Source organism: Microbacterium sp. ZXT2-5 (genome assembly GCF_055329545.1).
Genome location: NZ_JBUZWD010000002.1, coordinates 26,252 through 42,543, shown reverse-complemented (window position 1 = coordinate 42,543; position 16,292 = coordinate 26,252). Strand labels below are relative to the sequence as shown.

The window sequence follows — 16,292 nt, the reverse complement described above, 5'->3', positions numbered from 1 at the left end:
GCAGCACGGCGTGGTCGTGCTCCGTCTGTGGCAACCAGCGCTCTGACATCGTGGACGTCACCTCCATCCCGTTGTAGCATCGCACTCAATAATTCGCTAGCTAAGCTAGCGATTGAGAGGAGCTTTCCGATGACGGACACCGACCACGTGGTGCTGCTCGACGACGAGGGCCGGGCCATCGGAACCGCCCCGAAGTCTAGCGTTCACGGGCCCGACACCGCCCTTCACCTGGCCTTCTCGTGCCACGTGCTCAACAGCGAGGGCAAGGTGCTCATCACGCGCCGTGCGCTGTCCAAGCGCACGTGGCCCGGCGTCTGGACGAACTCCTTCTGCGGCCACCCGCGGCCCGCCGAGCAGGTCATCTCGGCCGTCCGCCGGCACGCCGACTTCGAGCTGGGCCTCGCCCTCAGCGATCTCCGCGTCGCACTCCCCCTGTTCCGCTACCGCGCCACGGACGCGAACGGCATCGTCGAGCACGAGGTCTGCCCCGTCTACATCGCCCACACCGACGACGAGCCGGTGCTCAACCCCCTCGAGGCGCTCGACGCACGCTGGGTCGAGCCCCGGGACCTCGCGACATCCCTCGAGGCCACGCCGTGGGCGTTCAGCCCGTGGCTCGTGCTGCAGGCCCAGCAGCTGCATCTCTTCGACTCGCCGGCACGTCAGCGAAGGGCGTCATGATCATCGGACCTGAGGATCCCGGCGTCGGCATCGCGATCGACGGGTCACTGACGCGCATCCGGGAGCGCGCGGCAGAGCTCGGACCAGGCTTCGGCGCCCTGGCCGACGCCATCACGCGCGCCACCCAGGGCGGGAAGCGCCTGCGCCCCGCGCTGGTGACCGCGTCGTTCGACGCGTTCCGCTCCGGCGACGCCAACGCCTCGGCCGCGCTCTCGGTCGCCGCCGCGTTCGAGCTGCTGCACACCGCGTTCGTGGTGCACGACGACGTGATCGACCACGACATCGAGCGACGCGGCGTCCCCAACGTCGGCGGGGAGTTCCGTCAGCGCGGGCGCACCCACGGCGCCGGCGCCGACGGCGCGGCCCTGCTCGGGGACGCCGCCGCCATCCTGGCCGGCGACATCCTCCTCCATGAGGCGTTCCGTCTCGTGGCGATGGCGCACACCGACGACGCCACGAAGGATCGGCTGCTCACGCTCCTCGACGACGCCGTCCTGGTGTCGGCGGCCGGTGAGCTCGCCGATGTCGAGAACAGCGTCACGTCCGCCTTCCCCTCGCGCTCCGAGACCCTCGACACGGCCTTCAACAAGACGGCGGTGTACTCCTTCCGCGCCCCGCTGCAGGCCGGTGCGCTCCTCGGCGGAGCCGACGCCGACGCACTGCGTGTGCTCGGCGACGCCGGCGGACGCCTCGGACTGGCCTTCCAGCTGGTCGATGACCTCATCGGGGCCTTCGGCACGTCTGCGCAGACCGGACGCGACTGCGGACCCGACCTGCGCGAGACCAAGCGCACGCCGCTGGTCGCCCTGGCGCGCGAGACGGATGCCGCGCCCGGCGTCGACCACGCGCTCGCACTCGCGCGAACCGGCCCCGTCGCGGTGCGCGAGGCGCAGATCGTGCTCGAGGCGAGCGGCGCGCGGGACCGCCTCGTCGCGCTCATCTCCGACACCCTGGACGACGTCCGCGAGGTCTCGGCCGATCCGGCATTGCCGGAGCGGGCGGGGGCGCTGCTGCGCACCCTCGCCGACCGGGTCGAAGGAAGGATCCCGTGAAGGCCTCCCGAAGGCCCGCGGCGACCGGACTCTCGCTCTACGACCGGACGGCCCAGGACGCGGCGGCCGCGGTCATCGCCCGGTACTCGACGTCGTTCGGACTCGCGTGCCGCATGCTGGGTCCGCGTCCGCGCCCGCACGTGCGGAACGTCTACGCGCTGGCGCGCGTGGCCGACGAGGTCGTCGACGGGCCCGCACAGGAGGCCGGCCTCTCGCCCGAGGCGACGGCCGCGGTGCTCGACCAGCTCGAGCAGGAGTGCTTCGCGGCGATCGACCGCGGATTCAGCACGAACCTGGTCCTGCACGCGTTCGCCCGCACGGCTCGCGAGTGCGGCATCGGCGCCGATCTCATCACCCCGTTCTTCGCCTCCATGCGGGCCGACCTCCAGGTCTCGCGCCACGACGCGGCATCGCACGACGAGTACGTGTACGGCTCGGCCGAGGTGATCGGGCTGATGTGCCTGCAGGTGTTCGTGAACGCCGGGTCGCCGCATCCGGTCACTCCCCCGCCGCGGCTCGTCGACGGCGCCCGACGGCTCGGGGCCGCCTTCCAGGACGTCAACTTCCTGCGGGACCTCGACGACGACAGCACGCGGCTCGGTCGCGACTACCTCGGACTGTCGACGCCCGCGGGCGACCGCGCGGCGGTCCTCGACCGCATCGACGCCGACCTCGCGACGGCGGCCGGCGTGATCCCCGAGCTCCCGGCCGACTGCCGGCGCGCCGTCACGGCCGCCCACGATCTCTTCGCCGAGCTCGCACGCCGCCTGCGGGCGGCGCACGGCGGCGAGGGGCGCGTCCGCGTCCCCGACGCCGTCAAGGCCCGCCTGGCCGCCCGGGCCCTGCTCGGATTCGCTCCCAAGGAGGCGCGCGCATGACTTCCAGCGACGGGTCGCGGACCGCGATCGTGATCGGCGGCGGCATCGGCGGCCTCGCCGCGGCGGCACTGCTCGCCTCGGACGGCTGGGGCGTCCACCTGCTCGAGGCGCGTGACGAGCTGGGCGGACGCGCGGGCTCGTGGGAGCAGGACGGCTTCCGCTTCGACACCGGGCCGAGCTGGTACCTCATGCCGGAGGTCTTCGATCACTTCTTCCGGCTGCTCGGCACCACGGCCGCCGACGAACTGGACCTCGTGCCGCTGGATCCCGCGTACCGCGTGTACTCCGATCCCGCGACCGGGCTCGGACCTCTGGACGTCCACTCGGGACGCGAGGCGGCCACCGCCCTGTTCGAGAGCGTCGAGCCCGGTGCGGGCGCGCGCCTGGACGCGTACCTGGACTCCGCCGCCGACGCGTACGACCTCGCCGTGACGCGGTTCCTCTACGACACGTACGAGACGACCGCGGGGCTGCGCGACCCCGCCCTGCTGCGACGGATGCCACGCCTCGCGCCGCTGCTCACGAGGACGCTCGCACGCCATGTCGACAGCAGGTTCACCGACCCGCGGCTGCGTCAGATCCTCGAGTACCCCGCGGTGTTCCTCGGCGGATCGCCGTACGGGGTGCCGAGCCTGTACCACCTGATGAGCCACCTCGACCTCGACGAGCACGTGCTGTACCCGCGAGGCGGGTTCACCGAGATCATCCGCGCGGTGACGCGCCTGGCGGAGGCCGCCGGCGTCGGGATCGAGACCGGCGCGCGGGTCGCCGCCATCACGACGGAGGGGCGCCGCGCCACGGGCGTGGAGCTGGCGGACGGCCGTCGCCTCACGGCTGACCTCGTGGTGTCGGGCGCCGACCTCCACCACACCGAGACCGGGCTGCTCCCTCCCGAGAAGCAGACGTATCCCGAGAAGTGGTGGGGCTCGCGCACGCCCAGCCCGGGCGCGCTGCTGGTGATGCTCGGCGTGGCGGGATCCCTCCCCCAGCTCGCGCACCACACGCTGCTGTTCACGCGCGACTGGAAGGCCAACTTCGACGACATCTTCGGCGCGCACCCACGGATCCCCGACCCCGCCTCGGTGTACGTATGCCGACCGAGCGCGACCGACGACACGGTCGCACCCGAGGGACACGAGAACCTCTTCGTGCTCGTCCCGGTGCCGGCCGACCCGTCGCTCGGGCACGGCGGCGTCGACGGCGACGGCGACGCGCGCATCGAGGCGGCCGCCGACAGCGTCGTCGACCAGATCGCGACGTGGTGCGGCATCCCCGACCTCGCGAGCCGCGTCGTCGTGCGCCGCACGGTCGCTCCCGGCGACTTCGCGGACGAGTTCGGGGCCTGGCGCGGCAACGCCCTGGGCCTTGCGCACACGCTCGGACAGAGCGCGGTGTTCCGGCCGCGGAACGCCTCCCGAATCGTGGACGGTCTCGCGTACGTCGGGGCATCGACGCTCCCCGGCATCGGCCTGCCGATGTGCCTGATCTCGGCGGAGCTCGTGGTCAAGCGCCTCCGCGGCGACCGATCCCCCGGTCCGATCGCCGAACCTGCGAGAGTATGAGGGTGCCCGGCATCTATCTCGCCGCCATCCTCGCCTCCGCAGCGGGCATCCTGCTGATCGACCGCCGCTGGCGCCTTGCGGCATGGCGACATCCCGGCCGGACGGCCGCGGCGGTGCTCCTCGGCACGGCGTTCTTCCTGGCGTGGGATGCGGTCGGGATCGCCGCCGGCGTGTTCGTCAAGGGCGACAGCCCGCTGCTGCTGGGCATCGATCTCGCGCCCCATCTGCCGCTCGAAGAGCCCGTCTTCCTCGCCTTCCTGTGCTACCTCGCGCTCGTCGCGTGGGCGGGCGCCGAGCGCCTGATCGAGCGGCGGAGAGCGGATGCCGTCGCCTCCGGCAGGGAGGGCATGCCGTGACGTACGTGCTGCTGAACCTCCCGTTCCTGGTGTTGACCGCCGTCGTCGTGCTGCTCACGGCAACGCGGCCCGGGTTCGGCCGCCGGATGACGGCATCCGCCATCGCCGCCGCCGTCCTCATCGCGCTGACCGCCGTCTTCGACAACGTGATGATCGCCGCGGGGCTCTTCACGTACCCCGAGGGACTCATCTCCGGCGTGCGGATCGGCCTCGCGCCCATCGAGGACTTCGCGTACCCGCTGTGCGCGGCCTTCCTCGTGCCGGCCGTCTTCGTGCTCCTGTCGCACCCGCGGCAGACGGCTCAGGAGGTGCGCCCGTGACGGCGGCGGCGCCGCTGCGGGCCTCGGGCGTGGCCAGGCAGCTGTTCGTCTCGTCGCGGCCGGTGAGCTGGATCAACACCGCCTACCCGTTCGCCGCGGCGTATCTGCTGACGACGCGCCAGGTCGACCTGCCCCTCATCGTCGGCACGCTCTTCTTCCTCGTGCCGTACAACCTCGCGATGTACGGCATCAACGACGTCTTCGACTACGAGTCCGACCTGCGCAACCCCCGCAAGGGCGGCGCGCACGGCGCCGTGCTGGATCGTCGGCTGCACCGGATCACCCTCTGGGCGGCAGGCCTGTCGTGTCTGCCGTTCGTGGTGTACCTCGTCGCGATCGGCGACCCGGCGTCCTGGGCGGTGCTGGCGGCGAGCCTCTTCTTCGTGGTCTTCTACAGCGCACCGCCGCTGCGGCTGAAGGAGCGGCCGTTCCTGGACTCGGCGACCAGCAGCATCCACTTCTTCTCCCCCGCGGTCTACGGGCTGGTCCTGGCCGGCGCCGTCTGGACACCGGGCCTCGTCGCCCTCATCGTCGCGTTCGCGCTGTGGGGCGTCGCCTCGCACGCCTTCGGCGCCGTGCAGGACGTCGTGGCCGACCGCGAGGCCGGCATCGCCTCGATCGCGACGGCGCGGGGTGCCCGCTGGACGGTGCGGTTCGCCCTCGTCTGCTACGCGGCCGCCGGCCTGGTCATGTTCGCGACCGACTGGCCGGGTCCCCTCGCCGCCGTGGTGGCCGTGCCCTACCTCGTCACGGTGTGGCCGTACCGCTCGGTCGCCGACGCCGACGCCGGGGCCGCGACAGCCGGCTGGCGCCGGTTCCTGTGGCTCAACCAGCTGTCGGGGTTCCTCGTGACGCTGCTGCTCATCTGGTACGCCGTCCTCACGGCCTGACCTGCGGGCCCGCGCGGCGGCAGCGTGGCAGCGAGGTGGCGGTTACGGCGTGCCGAGCTCGATCAGCCTGTCCACCGCGGCGGTGAGGCGCTCGTCGGCAGCGCCGTACGCGGCCCAGTCGCCGGCCTCGAGCGCCGCCTGCCGGTCGAGCATCGCCTGCTGCGCCTCCTGGAGGGCGGCCTGGTACTCGTCGGTCGGCTCGGCCGGGTCCGTGGGCTCCGTCGGCGCCGGTGTCGGCGCGGGCGTCGCTCCCGGCGTCGCTCCCGGCGTCGGCTGCACGTCGGTGTCACCGGCATCCGCTCCCGAGTCGCCTCCGAAGAGCGTGTCCAGCGCCTCGTTCAGGGTGTCCTCGAACGCGATGTCGTCACCGAACGAGACGAGCACCTTCTGGAGCTTCGGCAGCTTCGTCCCCGCCGAGGACTGCACGAACACCGGCTGCACGTAGAGCAGCCCGCCGCCCACCGGAAGCGTCAGCAGGTTGCCGTTGAGCACCTCGGACTGCCCCTGCTTGAGCAGGTTGATCTGCGACGACACCAGCGGGTCGGAGTTGAAGGTGTTCTGCACCTGTCCGGGTCCGGGGACGGTGGTGTCGGCGTCGATCACGAGCATGCGGAGCTTGCCGTAGTCCTCGCTCTTGACCCCGGCCTCGGTGCCCGCGTTGGAGTCCACGGCGAGATAGCCCATCAGGACGTTGCGCGCGTTGCCGGCCGTGGCCGCCGGGATGAACGACGTGAACATCGAGTACGTCGGCTCGTCCTGGTCGGGCATCTGCATCGTGAGGTAGTACGGCGGCTGGAGCTGCGTCTCCTCCTGCGGGTCGGCGGGCGTCTGCCAGCGGTTGTCGCTCTGGTAGAACGAGCGCGCGTCGTCGACGTGGTACACGCCGAGGATGGTGCGCTGCACCTTGAACAGGTCGGTCGGGTAGCGCACGTGGCTGATCAGCTCGGCCGACATGTCCTCGATCGGCTTGATCGTGGAGGGGTAGACCTTCTGCCACGACTGCAGCACCGGGTCCTCCTCGTCCCACGCGTACAGCGTGACCGAGCCGTCGTACGCGTCGACGGTCGCCTTGACGGAGTTGCGGATGTAGTTGATGTCGTCCAGCGCGAAGCGCGGCGCCGGGTTGGACGAGTCCGAGATCGCCGAGGTGAGGCTGACCGTCGAGGAGTACGGGTAGTTCGAGCTCAGCGTGTAGCCGTCCACGATCCACACGATGCGGCCGTCCACGACGCTCGGGTACGCGTCGTTGTCGAGCGTCAGGTACGGCGCGACCTTCTGCACCCGATCGCGGGGATTGCGGTCGTAGAGGATCTGCGACTCCTCGTTGACGTAGTCCGAGAAGAGGATCTGCTCGGCCTGGAACTTCAGCGCGTAGATGAGCCGGTTGAAGACGCTGCCGAGACTCGGTCCGCCCTCGCCGTCGAACGTCGTCTTCGTCTCACCCGAGCCGTCCTCGCCCGAGGGGTAGTCGAGCTCGACGGGATCAGCGCCCTCGGGGGCGCCCACGATCGAATACGGCGGCGAGTACTCGCCGAAGTAGACGCGGGGCTGGAAGTTCTCGCGGTCCGAGAGGAAGCCGGCGGCGGGGATGCCGCGCTCGAGGAAGACCGGGTCTCCTTCGCCGGTGCGGTCGTTGCCCTTCGCGGCGACGAGCCCGTAGCCGTGCGTGTAGACGACGGCGGAGTTCTGCCAGTCCGCCGCGTTGCCGAGCTGGTCGAGGTTCAGCTCGCGCACCGACACGATCGTGTCCTGGGAGACGCCGTCGATCGCGTAGCGGTCGACGTCGAGCGGATCGGCGAACTGGTAGTACGAGCGGTACTGCTCGAGCTGACGGATGTTCGGCGAGATGATCGCCGGGTCCATGATCCGCACCTGCGCTGTCGTGGCCGCGTCGTCGCGGAGCTGCCCGGCCGCGACGTCGGTCACCGCGGTGAAGTCCTGCTGCTCGAGACCGGCGACCCCATAAGCCTCGTGGGTCATGTCGACGTTGCGCTGGTAGTACTCCTCTTCCAGCGTGAACCGGTTCGGCTGCACCTGGAACGTGTTGACCACCCACGGGTACCCGACGCCGACGACGATCGCCGAGACGACCAGCAGCGCCGTCGCGATGAGCGGGTAGCGCCAGCGGCCGATGATGGCCGTCACGAAGAACAGGATCGCGACGATGACCGCCGCGAACGCGAGGATCGTCTGCCCGGGGATGATGGCGTTGACGCCGGTGTAGCCGGGGCCGGTGATGCGCCCGTCGGCACCGGACTCGACGAGGGTCTTGAACCGGTCGAGCCACAGGCTCACCCCCTGCACGAGGAGGTAGAGGCCCGCGATCACGGCGAGCTGGATGCGCGCCGACTTCGAGATGCGCAGCTCGCGCTGGCCGATGCGCACCGAGCCGTACAGGTACGACACGAGGGCGGTGACGAGGAGGCACACCAGCAGCACGGCCGAGGCGAAGCCCACCAGCGCGGTCCAGAACGGCATCGCGAACATGTAGAAGCCGGTGTCCAGCCCGAACTCCGGGTCGGTGGTCTCGGTGGCGACCCCGTTGAACCACAGCCAGGTGGTCTCCCACTGCGCCGACGCGGCGAAGCCGGCGAAGAAGCCGAAGAAGACGGGGATGCCCCACATCGCCAGGCGTCGCAGCGGCTCGACGACCTCCTGGTACCGGTCCAGCTGCGAGCTCAGCCGCGCGTACACGGGACGCAGGCGGTAGGCGAGCTGGATGGCGAGCCACACCGGCACCGCCATGCCGAGGAAGCCCACCGCGAACATGATCACGCGCGCGATCCACTGCGTCAGCAGCACCTCCGAGAACCCCAGCTGGTCGTACCAGAGCCAGTCGGCGTAGAGGCTTGCGAAGACGAAGAACGCCACCACGAGTCCGGCGATGACCGCGAGGGTGATGGCGATGACGCGTCTGGTGCGGGAAGGTGTGGCCGGAGTCGGCGACGAGGTCGTGGTCACGATCCCATCCTAGGCGGCGGATTCCCAGGCCCTGCCTTGTCCTGCCTGGGCGAACTCTCCGAAACGCGCAACGTTTCGGGAACGATCGCCGCGCGTCAGCGTGCGGTGCAGGTGGGCAGCGCGTCCAGGTCGCCGTCCTCGCGAACGGCGTCGAGCACCGCCATAGCGTCGTCGAGATCCTCGACCGCGAACACGCGCAGATCACCCGGGATGTGCCCGACGACCTCGTCGCAGTTCGCCTCCGGGGACAGGAACCACTCCGCCCCGGCATCCACCGCGCCCCACATCTTCTGCCGGACGCCGCCGATGGGTCCGACGGTGCCGTCCGCCGAGATGGTGCCGGTGCCGGCGACCTGCTGCCCGCCGTTGAGCTCGCCGGGGGTGAGGGTGTCGATGATCCCCAGCGCGAACATCATGCCGGCGCTCGGACCGCCGACGTTGTTGAGCTGGATCGTCACGTCGATGGGGAACTCGTAGTCGGTGGTGAGGTTCACGCCGATGAGCCACGTCTCCTCGCCGTCGAGCACGGTCTCCTCGGGCGTCACCTCCACGGTCTCCTCCTGGCCCGCCCGATCGACGAGGAGCTCGACGGCGGCGCCCTCGCCGTCGTTGATGACACGGCGCAGGGTGGCGGCATCCGTCACCTCCTCGCCGTCGGCGGCGAGGATGATGTCGCCCTGCTCGAGCAGCCCCTCCGCGGCGGCGCCGTCGATCACGGAGTAGACGGCGAGCTGGCCGCCGACGTCGTACCCCAGCTCGGTGAGCGCGGCCGCGGTCGCCTCGTGCTGCGAGTCGATCATCATGGCGGCGCTCTCCTGGTTGCGCTGCTCGGTCGTCTGATCCTCGGGGAAGATCGAGTCGATCGGGAGCACCGCCCTGGTCGGGTCGAACCATGCCAGCGCCAGCTCGAACCACGACGGGGTCTGCTCGCGGTTGCCCTGCACCTGCACCGTGAGGAGGTCGAGGGAGCCGTCCGTCGGGAAGGTCTCGGCGCCCTCGACGGAGATCAGCGGGACCTCTTCGCCGTCGGAGTTCTCGGCGGTGCCCAGGGTGTTGTACACCGGTCCCGGCTGCTGGATCACGTACGACGTCGGCAGGAAGGTGATGACCAGCAGCGCCACCATCGCCACCGCGAGGGCCCACACACCGGCGACCGTCCGCCGCGACATGCGCTGCCGCGGGGCGGGCTCGATGGTGGAGTTCTCGTCGAACAGGGCCACGCGGGACCTCTCTTCCGTGCCTTGGGTGGATTCGCTGGTCGTTCGCGACCGGCGTAAGGCGTACGGGGTCCCTGCCGGGGAGTGCGACGGATGCTGCGACTAGCGTAGAGCGCGTGGGTCCCGACCGGCTGAAAGGCGACTGAAGTGGCAGACGACGACCGCAGTCCCGAGGACGACTTCCAGGAGCTCATGCGCCAGCTGTTCGGCGGCGCCGCGGGCGACCTCGACGCCGAGCAGCTGTCGCGGCTGTCGGGGATGAACATCGACCCCGCCATGATGCAGGCCGTCATGCGCCAGCTGCAGGGAGCGTTCGCGGGCGCCGACGAGGGCATCTCGTGGGACCTCGCCAAGCGCCAGGCGCTGCACATCGCCAACCAGGAGGGACTGGGCGTCACCGCGGGCCAGCGCACCGACCTCGATCAGGCGTTCTCGCTGGCGACGCTGTGGCTCAGCGAGGCGACGACGATCTCGGAGCTTCCCGCTCCCCCGGCGACGATCACCCGCGGCGGGTGGGTCGAGGCCACGCTGCCGGTGTGGCAGGAGCTCGCGGAGCCCGTCGCGACGAGCATCGCCGACGCTCTGACGACGGCGCTCAGCGAGCAGGCGCCCGAGGACATGCAGGCGATGGTGCAGGGCGCCGGACGGCTCATGCGCACCGTCGGGGGCTCGCTGTTCGCCTCGCAGCTCGGGCAGGTCGTCGGCAGTCTCTCGAAGGAGGTCGTGAGCGGCGGTGACGTGGGCATCCCGCTCATGCCCGACGGCGAGGCCGCCATTCTGCCGCAGAACTTCGCCGACTTCGGCCGCGACCTGGAGGTGCCGGAAGACCAGCTGGCCCTGTACGTCGCGACGCGGGAGCTCGCGCACGCACGACTGTTCCGCCACGCCCGCTGGCTGCGGCTGCACGTCATCTCGCAGGTCACCGACTTCGCGCGCGGCGTGCACGTCGACACCGACGCGCTCGAAGACCTCGCTTCGCGCTTCGACCCGTCCGATCCCGACGAGCTGCGCAGCGCCATCGAGAGCGGCGCGCTGCTGCCCGCGCGCTCCGAAGCGCAGGACGCGGCGCTGGCCCGCCTCGAGAATCTCCTCGCCACCATCGAGGGGTGGGTCGAGGTCGTGACCGAGACCGCCACCTCGCGCCTTCCTGCCGCGCAGCGGATCGCCGAGGCGGTGCGCCGCCGTCGTGCCGTAGGCGGTCCGGCGGAGCGCGCGCTGGGCTCGCTGGTAGGCCTCGAGATCCGGCCGCGCCGCATGCGCGAGGCCGCCGCGATGTGGCGCGCGGTGACGGATGCCGTCGGCGCGAGCGCCCGGGACGCGCTGTGGGACTACCCCGACCTCATGCCGAGCGCCGCCGACATCGACGATCCGGCTGCGCTCGTGGCACGGCTGGAGGCCCGCGCCCGCGGCGAGGAGCCGGCGAGGGATGAACTGGATGACGCCCTCGCGCGGCTGCTGGCGGGCGAGGTGCCCGAGGCCGACGGACTCGACGAACAGGGTCGCGGCGACGACGAGGGCAGCGCCCCGGACGATCACCGCCCGGTCTGAGCCGGGCTGCACCGCCTCCTCCCCAGGCTCGCGGCCGGAGGCGGTTCGCCGCCCGCCCCTGTGGACAGGCATCCGGGCGCCGCGTCGCTCGGGCAGGATCAGGGCATGCTGCGCCTCGACCCCTCGCACCCGCCGGTGTGGCGGACAGACACCGTCCTCCAGTTCGGCTCGGAGCCGGTCGCCGTGCTTCCCGACCCCGAGCCGTGGATGCTGCGGCTGGTGAGCGAGCTGGAGCGCGGCATCCCGGATTCCGCCTTCACGCCCCTCGCGCAGGCGATGGGCGCGCCCGACGCCGCCGCTGCGAGCCGCCTGCTCGCACAGCTGCGAGGGTGCCTGGCCGAGGATCCCCCGCCGCGCCCGCGGATCACCGTGCGGTGCGAGGATCACGTTCCCGACGAGCAGCGCGACGCGATCGCCGCGGGCGCCTCGGCGTCGGGGGCCGACGTGGCGGTCGCCCACCGCTTCGACGCGGTGACGGATTCTCCCCCGGGATCGGCGGTGCTGCTGGTCGTCCACCGCGTCGTTCCGCCTGGCTCCGCGGCGGCGCTCATGGCCGCCGACCGCGTCCATGTCACCGTCGCGCTCACCGGCACGGGCGCCGAGATCGGCCCTTTCGTCGTGCCCGGCCGCACCGCCTGCCTCGCGTGCGTGGCGGCCGCCCGTCGCGACGAGGACCCGTCGTGGCCGGTCGTCGCCGCTCAGCTGCTGGGAAGACCGGTCGAGGTCGCACCCGCGGTGCTGTGGGAGGCGGGCATCGTCGCGGGGCGACTCATCGCGGAGCGCGCGCAGAGCCCCGCGCCGCCCCGGACGCGGTCGGTGGCGCTGCGCGGCGACTCGCTGCACCGGACCGTGCGCTCGCACCGCCCGCACGCAGACTGCCGCTGCCGATCTCTCGGAGAAAGCGCGACGGCTGCCGCTCCCGCACCCCTCGAGACCAGGTCAGCGACAGCGTCCGCCCGGCCCGCGTGATCCCGACATAGGCCAGGCGGCGCTCCTCGTCGACCTGCTCGAACGTGGTCGCGTACGAGATCGGCAGCAGCCCTTCGGCCACTCCGACGAGATGCACGTGATCCCACTCCAGGCCTTTGGCCGCATGGAGCGTCGCGAGGGTGACCGTCCGCATAGCCGGCTCGTCGTGGACCTTCGCGCGAGCGGTGAGCTCGTCGGTGAACGCGCGCAGGGTGGTGCCCGCGGGCGCTTCCTGCGCCAGGCGCAGGAGCGCCGCGCGCGCCTCCCAGGCGTCGCGGAGCGCACCGCCCGCGGCAGGAGGCTCGTCAGTGAGGCCCCGCGAGCGAAGGATGTCGCGCACCGTGTCGACGAAGCCGCTCTCTATGGGAGCGATCGACGCCGCCCGCAGCTCCATCACCGCCTGCCGGACCTCGGGCATGTCGAAGAACCGGCGGCCGCCGAGCACCGTCGTCGCGATGCCGGCGTCCGACAGCGCGGCGACGAGCTCCGCCGACTGGGCATGGGAGCGGTAGAGCACGGCGATGTGGCCAGGGTCCGCGCCCCCGGCGATCTGCTCCGCGATCCGGGCGGCCACGGCACGTGCCTCGGCGCGGTCGTCCTCGAACGCGGTCACCGTCGGGATGACGTCGGACGCGGTCGCGTCGCCGCGAGAGGACGCCGCCTCCAGGTGGAGGGCACCGGGCCGCCCGCGCATGAGCTCGTTGGCGACCGCGAGGATCGCGGCATCCGATCGGTAGTTCGTCTCCAGGCGCACCATGCGCGCGCCCTCGTACCGGGACGGGAACTCCAGGAGGAAGCGCGCGTCCGCCCCGGCGAAGGAGTAGATCGTCTGGCTCGCGTCGCCGACGACGCAGAGGTCCCGGCGGTCGCCGAGCCAGAGCTCGAGCAGGCGGTTCTGCAGCGGCGAGACGTCCTGGAACTCGTCGACGGTGAAGTGGCGGTACTGCTCGCGCACGGCCTTGGCGACCTGGGGCTCGGCCTCGAGCATGCCGGCGCAGGCGAGCAGCACGTCCTCGAAGTCGAGCTGCCGGCGCTCGTCCTTGAGCTTCTCGTACGCGCGCTGCAGGGCGACCACCCGGTCGACGGAGAGGCGCCCCACCCCGCCCGGACGGGCGGCGGCGTAGTCGTCGATGCCCATCATCGAGACCTTGCGCCACTCGATCTCGGAGGCGACGTCGCGGAGCGTGGCCACGTCGGGATCGAGGCCGATGCCGTCGGCCGCATGGGCGAGCAGACGCACCTTGTTGTCGACGATCGCCGGCGCGGTGTCGCGCGCCAGCGTCGGCCAGAAGTAGTTCAGCTGCGCGAGCGCCGCCGCGTGGAAGGTGCGTGCGGCGACGCCGTTGACACCCATCGCCCGCAGTCGCCCGCGCATCTCGCCGGCGGCCTTGGTCGTGAAGGTGACCGCCATCACCCGCTGTGGGGAGTATGCGCCGGTGTCGACGCCGTGCGCGATGCGGTGGGTGATGACGCGCGTCTTGCCCGTGCCGGCACCGGCCAGCACGACGACCGGCCCGCGGAGCGCCGTCGCAGCCTCGAGCTGACGGTCGTCGAGCCCGGCGAGGGCACCGGTGCTCATACCCGCTCCGCGTGCCAGTCCGAGATGAGACGGCGCGCGATCGACGCCCGTCCGGGAAGGACCACCTCGCCCTCGCCGGCCAGCGCGCGCCCGATCTCGTCACGCGTGAACCACCGGACGGCGGCGATCTCCTCGCCGTCCGCGCGCGCCGAAGCGTCGTCGCGCGCCGTGGCGAGGAAGCCGACCATGAGCGACCGCGGGTACGGCCAGGCCTGGGAGCCGCAGTAGGTCACCGCGCCGACGGCGATCCCAGACTCCTCGAACACCTCGCGCCGCACCGCGGCCTCGAGCGACTCCCCCGCCTCGACGAAGCCGGCGAAGCACGAGAACCGCTCGGGACCCCACAGCGCGTTCGAGCCGAGCAGCAGGGCGTCGGGGTCCTCGGCGCTCGTGATGGCGACGATCACCGCGGGGTCGGTGCGGGGGAAGTGCTGGCGACCGCAGTTCGGGCACCGCCGCGACCAGCCGGCATCGCCGAGGTCGGTGCGGGCGCCGCACGCCGGGCAGAAGGGCGCGTCGAGGAGCCATCGGCCGAGGCTCAGCGCCTCGACGAAGGCGCTCGCGTCGCGGGACGACAGCGCGCCGCCCACGGCGCGGAGCGCGGCCCAGCCGGACGCCGTGGCGAACAGCTCGTCCTCCTGCGCCGGGAACACCGCCGCCAGCAGAGCGGCGCCGTCGGCGTCACGGCCGAGGAAGGCCCATTCGGCGCCGGCCGGCACCTCGGACGGTGCCACCCACCGCAGCGCGTCGGGCGTGGCCAGCGGCGCGGTGTCGCCCGCGATCGCGAGGACCTGCGTCGCGGCATCCGCCCGGAGCTCGTCGACCAGCCCCGGTGCGAGCCGCTCTTCGGCCGCGCGGTCGAGCCCTGGACCGGCCGGCGGCGGAAGTGTGGTGCTGTCGGGCGCCGTCATCGGACATGCTCCGCTTCGTCGATCTGGGCCGGGCGTGGCGCGGGGACGGACGAGCGCGACCGACCTACCCTGGGCACATGGCACGCTCACCCCTCACTCTAGCCGCGTCCGTCACGTCGGCTCTGCCGCGGGTCGGGGTCGTGGGAGTCGGTGCGCTCACCGAGGGAGCGACCGGTCGCTACGACACCGCGGTGGCGGACCTCGACGACGGCCGGCGCGTCGTCGTGCGGGTTCCCGCTGCCGCGTCGGCCGCCGAGGAGCTGGCCGCGGAGGCGCGGGCGCTGCGAGCCCTCACGCCGGGCGTGCGCGGCCTCCTCCCGTTCCGCGCTCCGGAGCTGCTCGGCGAGACGGGCCTCGGCGGCAGCCGCGTCGTCGTCGTCGACTTCCTGCCCGGGTACCGGGTCGATGCGGTGCACCTCCCTCCCGGCCGCGGAGCGGCGACGTCGCTCGGCGCCGCGCTGGCGGCCCTGCACGCGCTTCCGCATTCCGTCGTGAAGACCGAGGGTCTGCCCGCGCGGACACCGCAGCAGGTGCGGGCCGACGCCGGGCGCCTCATCGACCGGGCGACGGCGACGCGCCGGCTGCCCATGAGCCTCGCGGCGCGCTGGCATCGCGCCGTCGACTCCGACGACCTGTGGCGCTTCGAATCGGCCGTCGTGCTCGGCGGCGCGGGGGCTGCGTCCTTCCTGTTCGAGGATCTCGACGGCGTGCCGACCGTGACCGGCCTGCTGGAGTGGCACGGCCTGTCGATCGGCGATCCCGCGACGGACCTGCAGTGGCTGGCCTCGGCGCCTGAGGCGGCCGAGGACGTCTACGCCTCGTATGTCGCCGCGAGCGGCCGGGCACCGGACTCCCGCGCCCGCGAGCGCGCCCGCCTGTACGCGGAGCTGGAGTTCGCCAAGTGGCTCGTGCACGGGCACGATGAGGGCCGCGAGGACATCGTCGCCGATGCGGTGGATCTGCTCGAGTCGCTCGCCGGGGGCGTCTCGACCGACGACATCGTCCCCCGCGAGGGCCTCGGCGTCGACGACGCGATCGCACTGCTCGAGCGCATGCCCGAGGCCTCCGCGCCGACCGTCGACACCTCGATGCACACCGACGCCTACGATCCCGAAGAGCTCGCGCAGTGGGTGACGGACGACGTCGACCTGCCCGACACCGACGCGGACGCCGGTCCCGACGCCGGGCCCGACGACCTGTCGACGGCACCCATCCAGCTCCCGGTGCCGGCGGCAGCGGGAGCGCGCGCCGAGACGGGGTCAGGGTCGGGGTCGGCGGACGGCCTGGATGCCGCAGCGGAGGCGGAGCGCGCGTCCGAGGCGGCGCTGCGTCGCTGGCTCGCCGACTGACGTCGGTCCGGACCCGGCA

Annotated in this window: 13 protein-coding genes; 9 read left to right on the top strand and 4 right to left on the bottom strand. The window is 72.3% G+C overall.

Translation table 11 applies throughout. The annotated features are described in order from the left end of the window. Positions 1–129 precede the first annotated feature (129 nt). Genes idi through ACZBH1_RS13660 form a run of 7 tightly spaced genes read left to right on the top strand, consistent with a single transcriptional unit; the run spans position 130 to position 5,739 of the window. Positions 130–681: an isopentenyl-diphosphate Delta-isomerase gene (gene idi, locus ACZBH1_RS13690; protein WP_336396791.1), complete on the top strand. Its 552-nt coding sequence runs from the start codon at positions 130–132 to the stop codon at positions 679–681. Continuing rightward, on the top strand, positions 678–1,733 hold the full coding sequence (locus ACZBH1_RS13685) for a polyprenyl synthetase family protein (protein WP_336396790.1): 1,056 nt from the start codon (positions 678–680) through the stop codon (positions 1,731–1,733). Before idi ends, ACZBH1_RS13685 begins: the two co-directional genes overlap by 4 nt. Continuing rightward, complete coding sequence (locus ACZBH1_RS13680) at positions 1,730–2,611, top strand: phytoene/squalene synthase family protein (protein ID WP_336396789.1); 882 nt, start codon at positions 1,730–1,732, stop codon at positions 2,609–2,611. The genes ACZBH1_RS13685 and ACZBH1_RS13680 overlap by 4 nt, the downstream gene beginning before the upstream one ends. Beyond that, positions 2,608–4,173, top strand: coding sequence for a phytoene desaturase family protein (gene crtI, locus ACZBH1_RS13675; RefSeq protein ID WP_463646695.1), 1,566 nt, complete (start codon positions 2,608–2,610; stop codon positions 4,171–4,173). The genes ACZBH1_RS13680 and crtI overlap by 4 nt, the downstream gene beginning before the upstream one ends. Positions 4,174–4,175: 2 nt before the next feature. Then, on the top strand, positions 4,176–4,529 hold the full coding sequence (locus ACZBH1_RS13670) for a lycopene cyclase domain-containing protein (RefSeq protein ID WP_336396787.1): 354 nt from the start codon (positions 4,176–4,178) through the stop codon (positions 4,527–4,529). Then, positions 4,526–4,849, top strand: coding sequence for a lycopene cyclase domain-containing protein (locus ACZBH1_RS13665; protein ID WP_378883298.1), 324 nt, complete (start codon positions 4,526–4,528; stop codon positions 4,847–4,849). The genes ACZBH1_RS13670 and ACZBH1_RS13665 overlap by 4 nt, the downstream gene beginning before the upstream one ends. Next, entirely contained in the window at positions 4,846–5,739 is an 894-nt protein-coding gene (locus tag ACZBH1_RS13660; protein WP_463646693.1) for a prenyltransferase, read from the top strand. The genes ACZBH1_RS13665 and ACZBH1_RS13660 overlap by 4 nt, the downstream gene beginning before the upstream one ends. A gap of 42 nt (positions 5,740–5,781) precedes the next feature. Here ACZBH1_RS13660 and ACZBH1_RS13655 read toward each other — a convergent pair whose 3' ends face one another. Further along, positions 5,782–8,700 carry a UPF0182 family membrane protein gene (locus tag ACZBH1_RS13655; RefSeq protein ID WP_336396784.1) on the bottom strand — a complete coding sequence of 973 codons (2,919 nt, stop codon included), beginning with the start codon at positions 8,698–8,700 and terminating at the stop codon, positions 5,782–5,784. 95 nt (positions 8,701–8,795) lie between these two features. Continuing rightward, positions 8,796–9,920: a YlbL family protein gene (locus ACZBH1_RS13650; protein WP_336396783.1), complete on the bottom strand. Its 1,125-nt coding sequence runs from the start codon at positions 9,918–9,920 to the stop codon at positions 8,796–8,798. A 144-nt stretch (positions 9,921–10,064) separates the two neighbouring features. Here ACZBH1_RS13650 and ACZBH1_RS13645 point away from each other — a divergent pair, with 144 nt between their 5' ends. Further along, on the top strand, positions 10,065–11,465 hold the full coding sequence (locus ACZBH1_RS13645) for a zinc-dependent metalloprotease (protein ID WP_452325349.1): 1,401 nt from the start codon (positions 10,065–10,067) through the stop codon (positions 11,463–11,465). Positions 11,466–12,234: 769 nt separating this feature from the next. Here ACZBH1_RS13645 and ACZBH1_RS13640 read toward each other — a convergent pair. Both ACZBH1_RS13640 and nudC read right to left on the bottom strand, forming a co-directional pair. Next, positions 12,235–14,013 carry an ATP-dependent helicase gene (locus tag ACZBH1_RS13640; RefSeq protein ID WP_452325348.1) on the bottom strand — a complete coding sequence of 593 codons (1,779 nt, stop codon included), beginning with the start codon at positions 14,011–14,013 and terminating at the stop codon, positions 12,235–12,237. Then, positions 14,010–14,924 carry an NAD(+) diphosphatase gene (gene nudC / locus ACZBH1_RS13635; protein WP_463646692.1) on the bottom strand — a complete coding sequence of 305 codons (915 nt, stop codon included), beginning with the start codon at positions 14,922–14,924 and terminating at the stop codon, positions 14,010–14,012. Before nudC ends, ACZBH1_RS13640 begins: the two co-directional genes overlap by 4 nt. 77 nt (positions 14,925–15,001) lie before the next feature. Here nudC and ACZBH1_RS13630 point away from each other — a divergent pair, with 77 nt between their 5' ends. Continuing rightward, positions 15,002–16,273 (top strand): phosphotransferase, encoded by a 1,272-nt coding sequence (locus ACZBH1_RS13630; protein WP_463646691.1) that lies wholly within the window; start codon positions 15,002–15,004, stop codon positions 16,271–16,273. Positions 16,274–16,292: the final 19 nt, after the last annotated feature.

Bases quoted from the DNA above. Each gene is read 5' to 3' on its own strand.
- idi (WP_336396791.1), top strand. From the start codon at position 130: ATGACGGACACCGACCACGTGGTGCTGCTCGACGACGAGGGCCGGGCC.
- ACZBH1_RS13685 (WP_336396790.1), top strand. From the start codon at position 678: ATGATCATCGGACCTGAGGATCCCGGCGTCGGCATCGCGATCGACGGG.
- crtI (WP_463646695.1), top strand. From the start codon at position 2,608: ATGACTTCCAGCGACGGGTCGCGGACCGCGATCGTGATCGGCGGCGGC.
- ACZBH1_RS13640 (WP_452325348.1), bottom strand. From the start codon at position 14,013: ATGAGCACCGGTGCCCTCGCCGGGCTCGACGACCGTCAGCTCGAGGCT.
- nudC (WP_463646692.1), bottom strand. From the start codon at position 14,924: ATGACGGCGCCCGACAGCACCACACTTCCGCCGCCGGCCGGTCCAGGG.
- ACZBH1_RS13630 (WP_463646691.1), top strand. From the start codon at position 15,002: ATGGCACGCTCACCCCTCACTCTAGCCGCGTCCGTCACGTCGGCTCTG.